General features: G+C 54.1%; 18 protein-coding genes. 11 read left to right on the top strand and 7 right to left on the bottom strand.

Going from position 1 to position 18,893, the window contains the following annotated elements; translation table 11 throughout:
• Positions 1 to 7 precede the first annotated feature (7 nt).
• The 8 genes from bamA (at position 8) to DY252_RS13160 (ending at position 7,942) form a co-directional block, all read left to right on the top strand.
• Complete coding sequence (gene bamA / locus DY252_RS13195) at positions 8 to 2,302, top strand: outer membrane protein assembly factor BamA (protein WP_318532868.1); 2,295 nt, start codon at positions 8 to 10, stop codon at positions 2,300 to 2,302.
• Complete coding sequence (locus DY252_RS13190; protein WP_064789104.1) at positions 2,302 to 2,880, top strand: OmpH/Skp family outer membrane protein; 579 nt, start codon at positions 2,302 to 2,304, stop codon at positions 2,878 to 2,880. The genes bamA and DY252_RS13190 overlap by 1 nt, the downstream gene beginning before the upstream one ends.
• Entirely contained in the window at positions 2,880 to 3,899 is a 1,020-nt protein-coding gene (gene lpxD, locus DY252_RS13185) for a UDP-3-O-(3-hydroxymyristoyl)glucosamine N-acyltransferase (protein WP_064789105.1), read from the top strand. Before DY252_RS13190 ends, lpxD begins: the two co-directional genes overlap by 1 nt.
• Positions 3,900 to 3,910: 11 nt before the next feature.
• Complete coding sequence (fabZ, locus tag DY252_RS13180; protein WP_064789106.1) at positions 3,911 to 4,360, top strand: 3-hydroxyacyl-ACP dehydratase FabZ; 450 nt, start codon at positions 3,911 to 3,913, stop codon at positions 4,358 to 4,360.
• Positions 4,361 to 4,362: 2 nt separating this feature from the next.
• Positions 4,363 to 5,166, top strand: coding sequence for an acyl-ACP--UDP-N-acetylglucosamine O-acyltransferase (lpxA, locus tag DY252_RS13175; RefSeq protein WP_064789107.1), 804 nt, complete (start codon positions 4,363 to 4,365; stop codon positions 5,164 to 5,166).
• Positions 5,147 to 6,010, top strand: coding sequence for an LpxI family protein (locus DY252_RS13170; protein WP_064789108.1), 864 nt, complete (start codon positions 5,147 to 5,149; stop codon positions 6,008 to 6,010). Before lpxA ends, DY252_RS13170 begins: the two co-directional genes overlap by 20 nt.
• Positions 6,000 to 7,166, top strand: a complete 1,167-nt coding sequence (lpxB, locus tag DY252_RS13165; protein ID WP_064789109.1) for a lipid-A-disaccharide synthase — start codon at positions 6,000 to 6,002, stop codon at positions 7,164 to 7,166. Before DY252_RS13170 ends, lpxB begins: the two co-directional genes overlap by 11 nt.
• Positions 7,167 to 7,501: 335 nt before the next feature.
• The gene (locus tag DY252_RS13160) at positions 7,502 to 7,942 is read left to right on the top strand and encodes a VOC family protein (RefSeq protein WP_064789110.1); all 441 of its coding nucleotides are present in this window, start codon (positions 7,502 to 7,504) and stop codon (positions 7,940 to 7,942) included.
• A 145-nt stretch (positions 7,943 to 8,087) separates the two neighbouring features.
• On the opposite strand, the gene DY252_RS13155 is transcribed toward DY252_RS13160, so the two are convergent.
• Positions 8,088 to 9,074 (bottom strand): LysR substrate-binding domain-containing protein, encoded by a 987-nt coding sequence (locus tag DY252_RS13155; RefSeq protein ID WP_064789111.1) that lies wholly within the window; start codon positions 9,072 to 9,074, stop codon positions 8,088 to 8,090.
• A 116-nt stretch (positions 9,075 to 9,190) separates the two neighbouring features.
• On the opposite strand from DY252_RS13155, the gene DY252_RS13150 reads away from it, so the two are divergent.
• Together DY252_RS13150 and DY252_RS13145 are read left to right on the top strand one after the other, a co-directional pair.
• Positions 9,191 to 9,856: a LysE family translocator gene (locus tag DY252_RS13150; protein WP_064789112.1), complete on the top strand. Its 666-nt coding sequence runs from the start codon at positions 9,191 to 9,193 to the stop codon at positions 9,854 to 9,856.
• Positions 9,857 to 10,033: 177 nt separating this feature from the next.
• Entirely contained in the window at positions 10,034 to 10,348 is a 315-nt protein-coding gene (locus DY252_RS13145) for a putative quinol monooxygenase (protein WP_165374907.1), read from the top strand.
• 143 nt (positions 10,349 to 10,491) lie between these two features.
• Here the strand turns inward: DY252_RS13145 and DY252_RS13140 are convergent, their stop codons facing one another.
• Positions 10,492 to 11,799: a citrate synthase gene (locus DY252_RS13140; RefSeq protein ID WP_064789114.1), complete on the bottom strand. Its 1,308-nt coding sequence runs from the start codon at positions 11,797 to 11,799 to the stop codon at positions 10,492 to 10,494.
• Positions 11,800 to 11,909: 110 nt separating this feature from the next.
• On the bottom strand, positions 11,910 to 13,316 hold the full coding sequence (gene gltX, locus DY252_RS13135; RefSeq protein WP_064789115.1) for a glutamate--tRNA ligase: 1,407 nt from the start codon (positions 13,314 to 13,316) through the stop codon (positions 11,910 to 11,912).
• A 279-nt stretch (positions 13,317 to 13,595) separates the two neighbouring features.
• Here gltX and DY252_RS13130 point away from each other — a divergent pair, with 279 nt between their 5' ends.
• The gene (locus DY252_RS13130) at positions 13,596 to 15,596 is read left to right on the top strand and encodes a ComEC/Rec2 family competence protein (protein ID WP_231959727.1); all 2,001 of its coding nucleotides are present in this window, start codon (positions 13,596 to 13,598) and stop codon (positions 15,594 to 15,596) included.
• A gap of 75 nt (positions 15,597 to 15,671) precedes the next feature.
• Here DY252_RS13130 and lexA read toward each other — a convergent pair whose 3' ends face one another.
• The 4 genes from lexA to trpD all read right to left on the bottom strand — a co-directional run bounded on the left by lexA (position 15,672) and on the right by trpD (position 18,869).
• On the bottom strand, positions 15,672 to 16,379 hold the full coding sequence (gene lexA, locus DY252_RS13125) for a transcriptional repressor LexA (protein WP_064789117.1): 708 nt from the start codon (positions 16,377 to 16,379) through the stop codon (positions 15,672 to 15,674).
• Between the two features lie 162 nt (positions 16,380 to 16,541).
• Positions 16,542 to 17,021: a cyclic pyranopterin monophosphate synthase MoaC gene (moaC, locus tag DY252_RS13120; protein ID WP_064789118.1), complete on the bottom strand. Its 480-nt coding sequence runs from the start codon at positions 17,019 to 17,021 to the stop codon at positions 16,542 to 16,544.
• 19 nt (positions 17,022 to 17,040) lie between these two features.
• Positions 17,041 to 17,838, bottom strand: coding sequence for an indole-3-glycerol phosphate synthase TrpC (gene trpC / locus DY252_RS13115; protein WP_064789119.1), 798 nt, complete (start codon positions 17,836 to 17,838; stop codon positions 17,041 to 17,043).
• A complete protein-coding gene (trpD, locus tag DY252_RS13110; RefSeq protein WP_064789120.1) occupies positions 17,835 to 18,869 on the bottom strand; it encodes an anthranilate phosphoribosyltransferase in 1,035 nt (344 codons plus the stop codon). Before trpD ends, trpC begins: the two co-directional genes overlap by 4 nt.
• Positions 18,870 to 18,893 lie beyond the last annotated feature (24 nt).

Here is an 18,893-nt window from a genome sequence, read left to right as displayed (position 1 = left end):
GGTTAACTTGCTGCGTAAGGTAAAAGCGGCCGTTGTCATTACGGCACTGCTTGGCGGAACGGCGCCATTGATTGTTCCTGTGGCCGTGCATGCCCAATCGGGTCTGATTCGCGACATTGAAGTCGAAGGCAATAATCGTATCGAAACGGCTACGGTGAATGCTTACCTCACCGTTGCTCCGGGCGATTCCTACGACATTCAGAAAATCAACAGTTCACTTAAGGCGCTTTTCTCCACTGGCCTGTTTGCCGACGTATCTTTCTCCTTCAATCAGGGAATTTTGCGGGTAAATGTCGTTGAAAACCCGATCATCAACCGGATCGCCTTTGAAGGTAACCAGCGCCTTAAAGACGATACCCTGAGTGCCGAATTGCAGTTGCGCCCGAGGGTTGTTTACACCCGAACCAAGGTTCAGGCCGACGTTCAGCGTATCCTCGAACTCTACCGTCGTAGTGGACGTTTCGCCGCAACAGTTGAGCCCAAGGTGATCCAGCTTGACCAGAACCGTGTCGATCTGGCGTTCGAGATTGATGAAGGTGAAGCCACCGGGATCCGCAAGATCAACTTTGTCGGCAACAAGGCCTTTGACGACAGTGAACTGTCTGACGTCATCCGCACAACCGAAAGTGCGTGGTGGAAAATCCTGACGGCCGACGATAACTACGATCCCGACCGCGTAACCTTTGATCGCGAACTTTTGCGCCGGTTCTACCTTTCTGCTGGCTATGCGGATTTTCAGGTTCTCTCCTCGGTTGCCGAACTGACACCTGATCGCTCTGACTTCTTTGTCACCTATACGGTGAACGAGGGGCAGCGCTATCAGTTTGGCGAGATCAATGTCGTCTCACAGATCGACAAGATCGATCCGGAAACCCTGATGCCGTTGACCGAGATTGAAAGTGGCGACTGGTATAATGCAGACTTGGTAGACGACGCGGTTAATGCTTTGACCGACAGTGTCGGGGATCAGGGCTATGCCTTTATCGATATCCGCCCGAATGTTCAGCGCAATCGCGAAGCCGGTACCATTGACATCACCTTCAATATCGCCGAAGGACCAAAGGTCTATGTCGAACGTATCAACGTTGTTGGCAACGTCCGCACCTTGGATGAGGTGATCCGTCGCGAATTTCGTTTGGTCGAAGGCGATGCTTTCAGCAGTTCCAGGATGCAGCGCTCCAAGCAGCGCATCGAAAACCTCAACTTCTTTAAATCGGTTGACGTGAAAACCCTTCCGGGCGCGTCACCGGATCAGACCGTCATTGAAGTCGATGTCGAAGAAAAATCCACCGGTGAATTCTCCATCGGTGCAGGCTACGGAACGGATGACGGCGCGTTTGGTCAGCTTGGCATTCGTGAGCGTAACCTGCTTGGTAAAGGGCAGGATTTGCGCCTGAACTTTACAATCGGTTCGTCCGATCAACAGATTGACCTGTCCTTCACCGAGCCATATTTCCTGGATCGCGAAGTTGCGGCAGGGTTTGATATCTACCGCCGCGAAGAAGATAACCAGGACGAAAGTTCCTACGATGAAGAACAGGCCGGTGGGCGTTTGCGTGCCGGTTTCCGTTATAGTGAAGAGCTGTCCCATTCTTTCCGCTATACCCTTGAGCAAAACAGCTACTCGGATATTGACGAGGATGATGCATCACGCCTTCTGTTGGCTGAAGAAACTGAGTTCGTTGAGTCTGCAGTTGGTCACACACTGACCTATGATGAGCGTGACAGCACTATTTCCCCGACCGAAGGGTATTTTGCCCGCCTGTCAAATGATCTGGCCGGTCTTGGCGGGGATGAGCAATATTTGCGTACCCGTGTTGAGGGTGGCTATTACTATCCGCTGGACCGTGAACACGAATGGATTCTCTCGACGCGCGGGTCTACCGGCTATATCTTTGGGTTCGACGATGATACCCGGATTTCCCAGCGGTTTTCCGTCGGTGGTTCAAACCTGCGTGGCTTCGAAGCTGCTGGTGTAGGTCCGCGTGACATTGCCACTGGCGATTCTCTGGGCTCTAAATTGTACTACACTGGAACCGTTCAGTTGGACTTCCCGCTCGGGCTGCCGTCTGAGTTTGCTTTAACCGGTCGCGTGTTTAGTGATTTCGGCTCTGGCCAGGATGTCGATGGTGCCCGTCCTGGTGAAATATATGATACCGGTTCTCTAAGAAGCTCTGTTGGTATTGGTATTGGTTGGGAATCGCCGTTCGGTCCGATTGGGGTTGATATTGCTCAGCCCGTCACAAAAGAAGATCACGACAAAGAGGAGTTGTTCCGACTTAACTTCGGAACGAGATTCTAATGAAAATGATCAAATCTCTCCGCAACCTTCTGGTTCTCTGCGCTCTGATCGGGGGCAGTGCATATACCTCTGTGGCGCATGCACAAGAACCTAACCCGGACCACATTGCCTCTGTAATGATTGTCGACGTTTCCGGCATCATGCGTGAGGCATCTGCCATGCAGGATGCGCGTAAGCAAATCCGTGAACGTCAGGTCGCCTTCCAGAAGGAAATCGAAACCCGCGAACAGGGCCTGCGTGAGGAAGAAAAACAACTCGCTCAGCAACGCACGCTGCTCGCCGCAGACGTATTCCAGGGCAAGCAGAAGGAATTCCAGCAAAAAGTTGCAGATTTCCAGAAATTTGCTCAAGCCCGCAGTCGTGTTCTCGATCAAGCGCTGGCAGAGGCTCAGTCCAAATTCTCGCAAGCCCTGAATGAAATCATCGGAAGCATTGCCGAAGAACGTGGTGCCAACCTTGTTCTGCATCGTGGTCAGGCGGTTCTGTTCGCAACCTCCATGGACGCGACCAAGGAAGTTTTCGATCGCGCAAATGCTGAGGTTCCGACCATCAAGGTTGAATTCAAGGAAGGCTCCTGATGGCGGACGCCCGTTTTTTTAGCCGCAAGGGACCCTTCAGTGTTGCTGAAATCGCCGCATTGACGGAAACAACACCGGTCAATGCGCCCGACGAAACACGGGTTTTTCAGGATGTGTCACCGTTGCAAAACGCAGATGGCGATATCCTGAGCTTCTTTGACAATCGCAAATATCTTGATGCGTTTGTCAACAGCGAGGCCGGTGCCTGCTTCGTACGCCCCGAATTTGTCGAGCGAGCACCGCAAGGCATGGTCTTGTTTACGACCAAGGATCCATACCGTGCCTACGCCAAGGCCGCGACCGCGTTCTATCCGTTCGAAACCGGCAATGGCATCATTTCCGATAATGCCGTCATTGATTCGTCGGCCAAGCTTGGCAAGGGTGTGCAGGTCGATGCCGGTGCGGTCATCGGTGCCAATTGCGAAATCGGCGATGGCACCATCATTGCATCCAATGCTGTCATTGGTGACGGGGTGGTCATCGGTGCGGGCTGCAAGGTGGGTGCGAATGCCTCCATTAGCCACAGCCTGATTGGCAATCTATGCCTGATCTATCCCGGTGCCCGCATCGGACAGGACGGCTTTGGCTTTGCCATGGGCCCGCAAGGGCACGCCAAGGTCCCGCAGTTGGGCCGCGTTGTCATCGGCAATGACGTCGAAGTCGGATCAAACAGCACGATTGATCGCGGGGCAGGGCCAGATACCGTTATTGGCAATGGTTGTCGTATCGACAATCTGGTGCAAATCGGCCATAACGTTGAACTTGGTATGGGCTGTGTTGTGGTCTCGCAAGTCGGGATCTCTGGCTCGACCAGGATTGGCAACTTTGTCGTGCTTGCCGGTCAGGCAGGCATTACAGGACACCTTGAAATCGGCGATGGCGCCAAAGTCGCAGCCCAGTCAGGTGTCATGAAAAATATCGGGCCGGGGGAAACCGTGGGCGGAAGTCCCGCCGTTCCGGTCATGGAATATCATAAACAGACGGTCGCCTTGTCGCGTCTGATACGAAAAAAGAAATAAGGGCTACACACATGACCGAACTGGTAAGTGTCGATATCCAGCGCATTCTGGAAATGATTCCGCATCGCTATCCGTTCCTTCTGATCGACAAGGTCATCGACATCGAAACCGATGTCCGTGCCACCGGTATCAAGAACGTGACGATGAACGAGCCGCAATTTACCGGCCATTTCCCGCAGCAGCCAATCATGCCAGGCGTTCTGATCATCGAAAGCATGGCGCAGACCGCAGCCATTCTGGTCGTCCAGACCCTTGGCGCGGACGCGGAAGGCAAGCTGGTCTATTTCATGAGCATCGATGACGCCCGTTTCCGCAAGCCGGTAACCCCGGGTGACGTCATGCATATCCATGTGACCAAAAAACAAAGCCGCGGCCCGGTCTGGAAATTCGAAAGCCAGGTCAAGGTCGATGGTCAGGTCGTGGCCCAAGCAACCATCGCCGCGATGATCCGGGATAGCTGATAATGTCAAAAGTGCATCCAACCGCCGTTGTCGAAGATGGCGCGCAGATTGGTCAGGATGTCGAAATCGGGCCCTATAGCGTGGTCGGTCCGAATGTTGTCTTGGGTGATGGTGTCAAACTCCATAGCCACGTGGCGATCGCGGGTCTCACCACCCTTGGCGATCAGTGCGAAGTGTTCCCGTTTGCCTCTGTCGGTCATGCGCCGCAGGACCTGAAATTCAAGGGCGAACAAAGCCGCTTGATCATTGGTAAACGTACCAAAATCCGCGAAGGCGCGACCCTTAACCCGGGTACAGAAGGTGGTGGTATGGAAACCACCATCGGTGATGATTGCCTGCTGATGACAGGCGCCCATGTCGGCCATGACTGTCATGTCGGCAACCACTGTATTCTCGTCAATAACGGAACGCTTGCGGGCCATGTATTGGTTGAGGATTTCGCGATTGTTGGTGGACTTTCCGCTGTTCATCAGTTTGTCCGCATCGGCAAGCACGCCATGATTGGCGGCATGACCGGTGTAGAAAGTGACGTCATTCCCTACGGTTCCGTGATTGGCAACCGTGCCTATCTTTCGGGGCTGAATATCGTTGGCCTGAAACGCCGCGGATTTGACCGTGAAACCATCCATTCGCTGCGCAAGGCCTATCGCCTGCTCTTCGCACAGGAAGGCACCCTGGCCGAACGTGTCGAAGAGGTCGCCAAGGATTTTGAAGGTGTCGGTCCAGTAATGGAAATCATCAATTTCCTCAAAGCGGAAAGCATGCGTTCCGTATGCACGCCAAAATATGACAGCTCCGCAGGATAATCCGCAGCCGAAATTGGGGATTATTGCCGGGGGCGGGGCGCTTCCCGCCCGTCTGGCCGCCGCTGCTGTTATGGCGGGTCGCGAAGTTTGCATCGTCAAGCTTGACGGCTATGTCGATGACCCTGTGCTTGACCAATATCCCAACGTAACGGCACGTCTGGGCGCGGCCGCCAAAATTCTTGATGCCATGCGCAAGGAAAACTGTCAGGACGTTGTTCTGGCAGGCAAAGTCGCGCGCCCCAGCCTGTCTTCAATCCGTCCTGACTGGCGGGCCGCCAAAATGCTGATGAAGGTCGGCACCAAGGCGCTTGGCGATGACGGTTTGCTGCGCCTGGTTGGCAAGGAGCTAGAGCGCGAGGGATTCCGCCTGCTTGGTGCGCATGAAATTCTGGGTGATCTCGCAGTTGAGGAAGGCGTCCTGGGCGCTGTTTCCCCGGATGAACAGGCCATGTCTGATGCCCGCCACGGCCTTTCCGTAGCCCGCACATTGGGTCAGGCCGATGTCGGGCAGGGGTGCGTTGTTCAGCAAGGATTGGTATTGGCCCTTGAGGCCATCGAAGGCACAGACGAAATGGTGCGCCGTTCGGGATCTTACCGTCGTGATGGCATTGGTGGCGTGCTGGTCAAATCCGCCAAGCCACAGCAGGACAAACGCCTTGATCTGCCGGCCATTGGCATGAAAACAATCGAAGAGGCCCACAAGGCCGGTTTGCGGGGTGTTGCCTTGCTTGCCGGTGGCACCATGATCATTGACCGGGCCGCTGTCATTGCCCGTGCGGATGCGCTTGGGCTGTTTGTCGTTGGTTTGACCCTGCCAGACGGGGACAATGTCAATGGCGGATGAAAATACCCCCATTGGTCCAAAAATCATGCTCGTTGCGGGCGAGGCCTCCGGTGATCAACTCGGCGGGCGTTTGATGGCGGCGCTGAAGGCCAAGCAGGACCATATTCGCTTTATCGGTGTCGGCGGCCCCCGCATGGAGCGTGAAGGCCTCAAAAGCCTGTTTCCAATGAATGAAATGTCGGTGATGGGCCTGACGGAAGTCGTGCCCCATATTCCGCATTTGCTCAAGCGCATTTCCCAAACCGCAGACTTCGCCAAATCTGAGAAACCCGATGTGGTGATTACCATCGATGCCCCGGATTTCAGCTTTCGTGTCGGCAAGAAGCTGAAAGGCAAGGGCATCCCGCTGGTGCACTATGTCGCCCCCTCGGTTTGGGCGTGGCGCGAAGGCCGGGCAAAGAAGATTGCCGGTTTCCTCGATCATCTTCTCGCACTTCTGCCGTTCGAGCCGCTTTATTTTGAAAAAGAAGGCCTGCCAACCACCTTTATCGGCCATTCAGCAGTCGAAGAGCGTCATGACGGGGATTGTGAGCGGTTCCGCACGCAACATCGCCTGAATGCCAACCAAAAGCTTTTGGCAGTCCTGCCCGGAAGCCGGAACTCCGAAGTCAAACGCCTGTTGCCAGTCTTTCGCAAGGTCGTTGACGATCTTGCGAAAAAATTCCCCGATGCGCGCATTGTGGTGCCAACTGTCAGCAAGGTTGTCGATACCGTCACCGATGAAATGAAATCATGGCCGCTTGATCCGATCATTGTCGCAACCGATCAGGAACGCCATGACGCCTTTTCGGCAGCTGACTGTGCGCTGGCAGCGTCAGGTACTGTATCCCTCGAACTGGCTATTGCCGGTGTGCCGCATGTGATTGCCTATCAGGTCAATGCGGTGACAGGTTGGATCGCAAAACGCCTGATCAAGATTGATACCGTGACCATCGTTAATCTGGTCCTCGGCACAAAGCTGATCCCCGAGTTCCTGCAGGACAAATGCAAGGCCAAAAAGATCATACCGGTTCTTGAAACCCTGATGGCTGATAGCCCTGAACGGGCAGCACAGATCGATGGATTTGATAAAGCCTGCACCTTGCTGGGATTTGGTGACAGGCCGCCCAGCGAAAAGGCCGCAGAGCAGATTTTGAAAATCATCGCCAAAAAATAACCCGTTACGGGTAGCGCCAAACCCGCATTGCAATTAGTTTCTTCGGGTCCAAACTCATTCACATGACCGACCCGGCAACTGATATGAGAGAAAAAGCAAGAAAAAGCCCGCAGATCGGGGTGATCCCCGGTCAAGGGATTTGACGCAGAGGCTTTCTCTCATATCGGTTGTCCTTCGGATCACCCGGATTTGCCCGGGCTATTTTGTCGCAAAATCTTGAAAGATATATATCTTCCGGTGATTTTGCTCCGCATATCCGCACAAGTCCGGGTGACCGGGACGATTATGTGAATGAGTTTGGACCCTACCTTGATCAATTCATAACGGAGAGTGTTATGCGCTACCTGCACACGATGGTACGTGTCGAGAATGTCGATGAATCGATGAAATTCTATTGCGACCTTCTTGGCATGAAAGAAACCCGCCGCATCGAGAGCGAGCAGGGCCGTTTCACCCTGATCTATCTTGCACCGCCGGCCGACGTCGAAAGCGCCAAATCCGTCAAGGCCCCGGAACTTGAACTGACCTATAACTGGGATCCGGAAAGCTATTCCGGTGGGCGCAATTTCGGCCATCTGGCCTATGAAGTCGATGACATCTATGCGCTTTGCCAAAGTCTGATGGACGCAGGTGTGACCATCAACCGTCCGCCGCGTGACGGCCGCATGGCGTTTGTCCGTTCCCCGGACGGCATTTCGATCGAATTCCTGCAAAAAGGCGAAAGCCTCGCCCCGGCAGAGCCATGGGCCAGCATGGAAAACACCGGCAGCTGGTAAATCGCACTCAGCTACGTTGATATTTAAAAAGGCCCGGGAGGAATCCGGGCCTTTCGGATTCCTGACAAAGATTCAATCCTCTGCATTTCCAGCCTTCGATCATCCTGGCGAATTCCGGCATCCTCATTATAGAGCGCGACGCGCTCTAGGGGAACATATTCCAAATGCTCGGACTCATGGCAAGTTCCCGGCGAAGCCAAACCCGGAACGCCTTCAATTTCTCGCACTGGCTATTTTCGCGTGGGTAGACCATCGAATATTCCATGTCTGCTGAAAGCGTGAAATTGAGAATGATGTCTAGCTTGCCAGCTTTAACGTCATCCATGCACAGGGAAAACCGGGTTAACGCCACGCCTTTGTTCGCGAGGGCTGATAGGACAACCGTTGCGCTGCTGCTATGTTTCTCGATCATAAGCTTGGACCTATCCAGCTCCAGCGCATCAATAGCCTTGTTCGTGGCCAGGCTGGTAAGGTCGATCATCTGTTCACTAAGATTAGGCGTGCCATCGACGAGAAGTGGGTGGTTGTAGAGGTTTTCAATATCAGTTCCAATGCTGCGGGCGCGTTCGGGGAGAGCGACCAAGCACATGGTATCTCTGAACAGAGGTTCGGTGCAGAGTTCCGCGTCTTCCTTTGCTCCGAGCCGGATAGCTCCGTCAATGCCACTTGTCGAGAAATCAACCTTGTATTCTGAGGTATGAATGCTCAGCGAGATCGATGGGTGCGCCGATTCAAATTGAGCAACTCGCGGGATCAGCCACTTGGTGGCAAAGGAGGACAGGGTGGAGATCGTAAGGTTTCCACTGACATCCGTCTGGGTAATCTTGGAAAAGGCTTTATTGATGCGGAACAGGGCAGCGTCCGTGGCGTCGGCAAGTTCCTTGCCTGCTGCCGTTAGTGTTACGCGTCCGGATTCTCTCACGAATAGTTTCACGTTGAGTTGATGTTCCAGTCTGCGGATCTGCTGACTGACAGCCGCCTGAGAGACATTCAGCTCGGCAGCACTTGCGGAAAAGCTCAAGTGACGCGCGGCAGCGTTGAACATCCTTAGCCCGTTCAGTGAATAATGGTTCATATCATAACCCAAGCTTATAGGGATATCACAATATATCGCTTTTTCTGCTTGGGACATCCTTCTAAATCATAATTCATATTTTGCGGGGGGCGACAAATTCCCGTCCATCAATAGACGTCAACGAAAGTGCAGCATCAAACGCACCGTTGTTGATACCGCCATCAAGGATAATCATGGAAAATATTCAAACGTATCTTCCGGGGCTGCTGGCAGTTTTCGCCGCCATATCCGTTGCATTCATGAGTCCCGGTCCAAATTTCCTCGGGATTGTCTCCAGCGCGGTGAAGCACCGGTCTAATGGTGTTTTTGTCGGCCTGGGTATCAGCTTCGGAACTGCTGTCTGGGCGTTTTTTGCCAGCACCGGGGTGACGGCTATCCTGATGGCCTATGATAATGCAGCTTTTGTCCTTGGTATATTGGGTGGGGTCTATCTGTCTTGGTTGGGTTTCAAGTCTTTGAGGGATGCCAGGACGAGTAAAACCATGACCATTGCTCAGGAAGGGGAAGCCGTATCGTCCAAGCCATTTGCCAGTCTGCAAAAGGGGATGTTGATCCAGCTAACTAATCCGAAAACCGCCATGTTCTGGTTAGCTGTGGCTCCGCTTGCCATTTCGCCGCAAACACCTTGGAGCATCATTGCCATGCTGGTGCTTGGCTGTTTCACCATTGCGGTTGTTTGGCATGTATTGCTGGCCCTGATGTTTTCGTCCGGCCCGGCACGAAGTGGTTACCTCCGGCTGAAGCCGATCATTTCTGTAATCTTCGGGATTTTGTTCATTGGACTTGGTCTCAAGCTTGTTTACGGCAGTGTGATTGCCTTGATGAAGGCAACTGTATGAAACAGACGTTCCATGACCAAGTCGAGGGCAATGATTGTCAGGGCCAGTATCAACAGGTTGTGTTCTGGGATGGGGGCTGTTGTGTCGCTTGCTGTCTGCAACAGTGCTTTGCTGTCAGATCATTGAAGATTAACGCAAGCAAGGGAGAGATATCTCGTGCAAAGGATAAACAAGCAAGTGCAATTCGATTTTCGGGATTACAATGACGGTTTCGTCATAGCAATATGGCTTGTGGCAAAAGACGGAGAAGAAGAGGAGGTCGCGAAACTTCTGGAAGGACTTGTCGCACCAACGATGGCCGAGCCGGACGTCAAACTGTTTCTGCCATACAGGTCGCCGAAAGATATCAAGACCTTTTTCCTTTTTGAGCTTTACCGTGATGAAGCTGGTTGGCAGGCACATCAGGAAACCCAGCATTTTCTAGATACAATCAGGGTTCTGGAACCCAAGCTGGACAAGAGAGAACGGGTGCCGTTTGTTCCCTTTTTATAGTCTCAGTACTTAGAAACATCTCAAACTGAATGCTCACAGAGAAGAGGTCGTGTTCTGTGGATGAAGCTCTGAAGGGGATAGATAATCAAAAAAAGGCCCGGAAATTTCCGGGCCTTTTTCTTGTCGTATGATCGTTTTGCGGCTTAGCGCTTGTCGACCGGAACGAACGGACGTTCTGCAATACCGGTAAACAGCTGACGCGGACGACCGATTTTCTGAGACGGATCTTCGATCATCTCTTTCCACTGGGAAATCCAGCCAACGGTACGTGCAACAGCGAACAGCACGGTGAACATGCTGACCGGGATACCCATCGCCTTGAAGATGATGCCCGAATAGAAGTCGACGTTCGGATAAAGTTTCTTCTCGATGAAGTACTCGTCTTCACGTGCGATGCGTTCCAGTTCCTGGGCAACGTCAAGCAGCGGGTCGCTGATATTGAGTTCTTTGAGAACTTCGTGGCAGGTTTCCTGCATGACCTTGGCGCGCGGATCGTAGTTTTTGTAAACGCGGTGACCAAAGCCCATCAGACGGAACGGATCGTTCTTGTCTTTTGCTTTTGCAACATATTCCGGGATGTTTTTCACATCGCCGATTTCGTTGAGCATGACCAGAACGGCTTCGTTTGCGCCACCATGTGCCGGACCCCAGAGGGATGCGATACCAGCCGCAATACAGGCAAACGGGTTGGCACCGGATGAACCTGCCAGACGCACGGTCGAGGTCGACGCATTCTGTTCGTGGTCGGCATGCAGGATCAGGATACGATCCATTGCCTTGGCCAGAACCGGATTGACTTCATAGTCTTCACACGGGTTGCCAAACATCATCTGCAGGAAGTTTTCCGCATAGCCGAGCTTGTTGTTCGGATAACGGAACGGCTGACCGATGGAATATTTATATGCCATCGCCGCAATGGTCGGCATTTTCGCAATCAGGCGATAGGCCGAAATCATACGCTGCTTCGGATCGTTGATGTCGGTGCTGTCATGATAAAACGCAGACAATGCGCCAACAACGCCGCACATGATCGCCATCGGATGCGCATCACGGCGGAAGCCGTTATAGAAATTGCGCATCTGTTCGTGGACCATGGTGTGCATGGTGATATCATTTTCGAACTTGGCTTTATCGGTGGCATTGGGCAGCTCACCATAAAGCAGCAGATGGCAGACTTCGAGGAAGTCGGCATTTTCTGCAAGTTCATCAATTGCATAACCGCGGTGACGAAGGATACCAACGTCGCCATCAATATAGGTCAGCTCGGACTGGCAGGAGCCGGTCGAAGTGAAACCCGGGTCATAGGTAAAATAACCGGTTTCAGAATAAAGTTTGCGAATGTCGATAACAGACGGGCCGACACTACCCTCCATCACCGGCATCTCGAACGACTTGCCAGTGGCATTGTCGGTCAGGGTCACGGTGTGGGAAGTCTTGGTATTGGATGCCATGACTGTTTTTCCTTCCCTGTTTGAACGAACACGGTTTCAAGTTGTGTGCAGCATAATGCTGCGGCGCACAAAGCGCAAACGGGTTATTAGCTTTTCTTTATTCGCTGTTGTTAAGCATCAAAATGGCGAATGCGTTTCAGCGTTTGGGTTTTGCCAAGCACAATCATTACTTCGAAAATGCCTGGTGAAGAGTTGGAGCCTGTGAGCACCGCCCGCAAGGGCTGCGCGACTTTGCCAAGCTTTAACTCAAACTTATCGGCAATGGCACGAACACTTGCGTCAACGTCCTCTTCGGTCCAGCTATCAAGCGCTTCAAGACTGTTGGCAAGTTCCTTGAACAGACCTTCAGGTGCACCATCAATCAGGGACTGGGCTTTCTCGTTAACGGACGTGACGCCATCGGTAACGTAGAAGGCAGAAGAGTCGGCGAGCTCGATAAGAGTCTTGGCCCTTTCTTTAAGGCCTGCCATGCCGTTGATCAAGATTTCTTTTTGCGATACATCAAGCGCCTCAACGCCAATTTTCTTGGCAATCAGCGGGGAAACCTCGTCTACAAGGCGTTTGTCATCGGCCTGACGCAGGTAGATGCCATTAAGGTTGGTCAGCTTTGCAAAATCAAAGCGTGCAGCCCCTTTGCCGACATCTGTGATGTCAAACCATTCAATCGCCTGCTCGGTCGAAATAACTTCATCATCGCCATGGCCCCAGCCAAGACGCAGAAGATAGTTGTTCAATGCCTCGGGCAGGAAGCCCATTTCATCGCGATAGGCATCAACACCCAGCGCACCATGGCGTTTCGACAGCTTGGCGCCATCCGGACCATGGATCAGCGGGATATGCGCAAAGGTCGGGACATCCCAACCCATGGCATCATAGATGACTTTCTGGCGGAATGCGTTGGTCAGGTGATCGTCACCACGGATCACGTTGGTAACACCCATGTCATGGTCATCAACCACTACTGACAGCATGTAGGTCGGCGTGCCATCGCCGCGCAGGATGACATAATCGTCAAGCTGCTCGTTGCCGACGCGAACTTCGCCCTGCACCTGATCATGGATCACCGCGTCGCCTTCTTGCGGGGCCTTGACGCGGACTACCGGTTTGACGCCCTCAGGCGCCTCGGATGGATCGCGATCGCGCCAGGTGCCGTCATATTTCATCGGACGGCCTTCTGCGCGGGCTTTCTCGCGCATGGCGGTCAACTCCTCGGGGGAGCAATAGCAATAATACGCTTTCCCGGCATCAAGAAGCTGTTGGGCGACTTCTGCATGGCGGTCGCGACGGGCAAACTGGAAAGTCGGCTCTTCGTCTGCGGTCAGGCCAAGCCAGTTCAAGCCGTCAAAAATGGCGTCTACCGCCTCGGGCGTTGAACGTTCACGGTCGGTATCCTCGATCCGGAGCAAGAACTTGCCACCGGTATGTTTGGCATACAGCCAGTTATAAAGTGCGGTGCGTGCGCCGCCGATATGCAGAAACCCGGTCGGAGACGGGGCAAAACGGGTAACAACCGTCATTCAATCTATCCGTTATTTGGATGTTGTCGCTTGTCCTGAGGACTTTTGGCGTGCAGGCTATAGCACAAATGACACGCTGTTGCACCACAGCGGATGTTAGATAGAAACAATGCGGCAGGCGGGCTATTGGACATTCGTCGTACGGCGGCAGGTAAAATTAAATTAAAACAATTGTTTGTGAGTATTTTCTCACAAATTGATTTTGTTGTAACAAGCCAAAGAAATAAATGGTTTCTGTCCTCGGTTATCTTCTTTGGGTTGGGCTGTGCTGCGTATTTCTTGCTCCCTGCGCGTATCGGGCTTGGTCAAATTGGTCTGGCGGTGATTCTGTTGTGCTGCGGTTTCTGGATGTCGCGGCGGGTTGCCACTCTGGCCTTCGCGTTTCAGCTGTTTGCCAGTTTGGCGTTCGGGGCTTTGACAAGTGCCATTCATATTGAACTAGGCCCGAATAATATCCCGACAAAAACGCTTTATATGACCGAGGTCACAGGCACCATCATTGCCCTGGAACCACGGAACGGACGCATCCGCGCCACCGTGCAACCGTCCGAGATTGTCGGCATTGCCCAAGACCAACTGGACTGGAATGTAAGGCTAAGTTTCTTGGGTGATAGTGCGCTTTCGATTGGTGATCAGATCCGCGCGAACGCACGCCTTTTTCCATTGCGCGCACCTGCCGTTCCCGGCGACCCGGATTTTTCACGCAACCTGTATTTCAGCAATATTGCCGCATCCGGCTTTGTCTTTGGGCGACAATTCGAAGTTCTGGAAACTCAAAAAGATATAAATAACAACACATTGTTGGGGAGTATTGAAAAGGCGCGTCAATATATCTCAGCTGTCATCAGTGATGAGATGACTGGTCCCGAAACCGGCATTGCCAAGGCGCTGATCATTGGCGAGCGCGGCGAGGTTGCCCCGGATATTGCCGATAACCTTCGCAAATCCGGCCTTGCGCACCTGCTGGCGATTTCCGGTCTGCATATGGGGTTGCTTTGCGGGACGGTATTTTTCCTGATCCGGTTCGGGTTGGCCGCCATTCCTCAAATAGCCTTGCGCTATCCGATCAAGAAATGGGCGGCGATGGCGGCCATGCTGGCGGGGCTTGCCTATCTCGGATTATCCGGGGCAACCATCCCGACCCAGCGCGCCTTTGTCATGTTGCTTGTGGTTTGGCTGGCACTCCTGCTGGATCGCCGTGCCATATCGTTGCGCCTTGTGGGTGTGGCCGCGATCATTGTGCTTGTCATTCGGCCTGACGCGGCACTTGGGGCTAGCTTCCAACTCTCGTTTGCCGCCGTTGGCGCACTTGTTGCGTTTTATGACGGTCCGGGGCGACGCTGGCTGGATCGGCAGGGGATGCTGTCATGGTATGAGCGTGTCGGTCTTTATCTTGCCGGTTTGCTGCTGACCAGTCTGATTGTGACGGCCGTGACCGCTCCCATCATCGGTTATCATTTTGGCCGTATTTCGATGCTGGGCGTACTCGCCAATCTGGTCGCCATTCCGGTCATGGCATTCTGGGTCATGCCATGGATTGTCGTAACGCTGGCGCTTGTGCCGATTGGGTTATCGGGGCTCTCACTGTCCGCGATGAAGCCGGGTTTGACGGTGTTATTGGAAACAGCCGAACTGGTTGCCGCACAGGATTGGGGGCTTTGGTATGTCTCGGGACTTGATATGCTGACGGTTGCCTTGGGGCTGTTTGCCCTGGCCTGGATCGTCATCTGGCGTGACAAGGCGATGATCGTGCCGGTTCTCCCGGTGATTATTGCCGCCATCATCTTTCAGGTGCTTCACAAAGAACCCGAAATCCTGATATCGGGCGACCGCGAAAGCTGGGCTGTCTATGATCGCGATGCCGGTATCCTGCATACCTCATCGCGGCTGAATGATTTTCAAAAAGGCATCTGGATGAGCCGCTTTGGCATTCGCCCCGAACACGAACAAAGCCGCGTACAGGCCTGCCAGAACGACCCATGCTCCCTTGATGTTAGCGCTAACATCGTTCAGTCACGGATTATTGTCGCAAGTCGGATTGCCAATCCGTTTTATGCCTGCCGTAATGCAGATATCATTGTCAGCCTGCAAACAGATTTGCCCACCACCTGTCAGGCCTCTGGCGCGCGCATGGTCATTGATGATGACGTTCTGTGGTGGCAGGGTGGCGTTGCGATCAAGCTGCCATCGAAGCCAGATGAAAAGCCTGTCATCAACACCGTCCGCGCTGAAGCCGGCAATTGGCCATGGATCATCATCGGCGGCAGAGCAGGGCGATAAGAGCCTGATCTCACTCAAAAAAAACGCCCGGGCGTGCGCGCCGGGCGTTTGTGGTTGATAACTTCGCGCAAGCAATCAGTACTGACGCAGCAGCCCGACCAGACGGCCCTGAATGCGCACACGGTCCGGCGACAGGGCGCGGGTTTCATAGCGTGCGTTGGCCGGTTCCAGCAGAACTTCACCACGGCCACGCTTCAGGCGCTTAAGCGTGGCTTCGGCGTCATCGACAAGGGCCACCACAATCGTGCCGTCATGGGCCTGTTCGCAGCGCTGGATCAGGACGGTATCTCCATCAAGAATACCGGCATCAATCATCGAATCCCCCGATACTTCAAGCGCATAGTGATCGCCGGCGCCAAGCAGGGCGGCGGGAACCTGTACCATGGTCGTTTGATCGCGAAGGGCCTCGATCGGTGTACCGGCAGCAATCCGGCCATAGAGTGGCAGACCAACGGATTCCCCGGCCTCGGAGAAGGCGGTTGGCACCGTGGTCGGCCGGTGGGCGGCCTTTCGCACACTGGCAAGCGAGGTCACATTGCTTGGCGTTTCCGGGGCGTCATCATCGCTGTTTTCGGGCAATCGTACGACTTCAAGCGCGCGCGCACGATGGGCAAGGCGGCGGATAAAGCCGCGTTCCTCAAGGCCTGTGATCAGGCGATGAATGCCGGACTTGGATTTAAGGTTCAGGGCCTCTTTCATTTCATCGAACGAGGGCGAAATCCCGTGATCGCGAAGGTAATTGTCTATATAGACCAGCAACTCATATTGCTTGCGCGTCAGCATGATATTTCCCGAACCTGTAAAAAGAACAAAAAGGATACATAAATGTTCTACTTTAGTTCTTTTCGCGGGTCAAGCGGCTCTGTGCGATTAAACGATAAAATCGAATAATCAGCGCAACTGTTCAAAAAATGTGAATAGTGGCCGTGCTGGACAGAACGGAATCTAGTCCGCGACGAAGGTCCCCGATTTGCCACCTTCTTTCCGGGTGACCCGCAGATCGGTAATCCTCATACTTTTATCCACTGCCTTGCACATATCAAAAACCGTCAGCGCCGCAACCGAGGCAGCGGTGAGGGCTTCCATCTCGACACCGGTCTTGCCAGTCGTCTTGCAGGTGGCGGTGATATCGACGGCATCCGCGTCGGTCGCAAGTTCCAGATCCACCGTCACCGAGGTTAAGGGCAGGGGATGACAAAGCGGGATCAAATCGGGGGTCTTTTTTGCCCCCATGATCCCGGCAAGCTGGGCGATGCCAAGAACGTCGCCCTTTTTATGGCCGCGCGCGGCAATCAGATTGGCGGTTTCGGAAGACATCAGAACCCGGGCCTTGGCAATGGCGGTGCGCGCAGTTTCTGCCTTGGCCGAAATATCGACCATCACCGCGTTGCCACCGGCATCAATATGGGAAAGCTTGTCTGCCATTGGTTCTGTCCAGTATTGATCAGGCCGCAAGGCCCAGCAGGTTGCGGGTGGCGGTTGCGACGTCGTCCTGGCGCATCAGGCTTTCGCCAATCAGGAAGCACTCAGCGCCGACCTTTGCCATGCGTGCCAAATCGTCCGGGGTAAACAGGCCGCTTTCGGCCACCAGCAACCGATCATCGCCGACCATGCCTGCCAGTTCCTCGGTCGTGGTGAGGCTGGTTTCCATGGTTTTGAGGTTGCGGTTGTTGATCCCCAAAAGGCGTGATTTCAGCTTAAGCGCGCGTTCGAGTTCCGGGGCGTTGTGCACCTCAATCAAAACATCCATGCCAAGGCTGTGCGCAGCATCTTCAAGCTCAGAAGCCAAGCTATCTTCAAGGGCCGCCATGATCAGAAGGATGCAATCGGCCCCCAATGCACGCGCCTCGGTGATCTGATAGGGATCAACCATGAAGTCCTTGCGAAGGGCCGGAAGATCAACCGCCGCACGGGCTGCGACCAGATAGCTGTCATCGCCCTGGAAATAGGGGATGTCGGTCAAAACCGACAGGCAGCTTGCGCCGCCCGCCTTATAGGCCTTGGCGAGTTCGGGCGGATTGAAGTCCGGGCGGATCAGCCCCTTGGAAGGCGATGCCTTTTTGATTTCGGCAATCAGGCCATAACGCCCATAGGCAACGCTGGTTTCAAGCGCCTTGATAAAGCCACGCGGGGCGGATTGTTCCTTTGCCTCGGCCTCGAGGGTGGCGAGCGTCTTGCGCGCCTTGCAGGCCGCAACGTGATCGCGCTTGTCATTGCAGATTTTGGCTAGTACGTCGCTCACGCCGGGGTTCCTTCGTTGGTGATTGTCACAAGGCCTTGCAGGGTTTCGGCGGCCTTGCCGCTATCAATCGCCTCGGATGCCTTTTTGATGCCATCGGCCAGATCACTGGCAATCCCGGTGACGACAAGGGCCGCACCGGCATTCATCAAAACGATGTCGCGATAGGCCCCTTTTTGGGCAGCCAGCAGATCAAGAATGGCCTTGGCATTGACATCGGCATCACCGCCCTTGAGGTCGTCAAGCGTTACGGTTTCAAGGCCGAAATCACTTGGGCTGATTTCAAATGTGGTGACCTTGCCGTTCTTGACCTCGGCAACATAGGTCGGGCCGGTGGTCGAGATTTCATCAAGGCCGCTGTGGCCATGAACAACCCAGGCATGGACCGATCCCAGACGGTTCAATACATTGGCAATCGGTTCTACCCACTGTTTGGCAAAGACGCCAAGAACCTGACGTTTGGTCTTGGCCGGGTTGGCCAGCGGTCCCAGCAGGTTAAAGATGGTGCGCGTGCCCATTTCAACACGGGTCGGCATGACATGGCGCATCGCCGAATGGTGGCGGGTTGCCATCATGAAGCAAAGATTGATGTCGCGCAGCGCCTTTTCCAGAAGCTTCATATCGGCATCAAGATTGACACCAAGCGCCATCAAAACATCCGCAGACCCGGATTTGGACGATGCCGCACGGTTGCCGTGCTTGGCAACGGTGGCACCGGCGGCGGCAGCCACGATCGCCGCCCCGGTCGAGATGTTATAGGTGCCACTGCCATCACCACCGGTGCCGCAGGTATCGACCGCATTTTCCGGGGCGATGATGCCGGTGGCCTTTTCGCGCATGACACGGGCCGCACCGGTGATTTCATCAACGGTTTCACCGCGCAGGCGCAACCCCATCAGGAAAGCCCCCATTTGCGATGGCGTTGCCTGACCGGACATCAGCACGTTAAAGGCCGCCTCGGCCATGCTTTCGGTCAGTTTTTCGCCATCTGCGACTTTGGCCAGAATTGGCTTCAGATCATGATCAGTCGACATCGGGTCTTCCTTGGTTTGCGGTCC

This window comes from Thalassospira indica (assembly GCF_003403095.1).
Taxonomy (GTDB): domain Bacteria; phylum Pseudomonadota; class Alphaproteobacteria; order Rhodospirillales; family Thalassospiraceae; genus Thalassospira; species Thalassospira indica.
The sequence above is the reverse complement of the archived record's forward strand: the minus strand, read 5'-3'. Positions and strand labels throughout refer to the sequence as shown.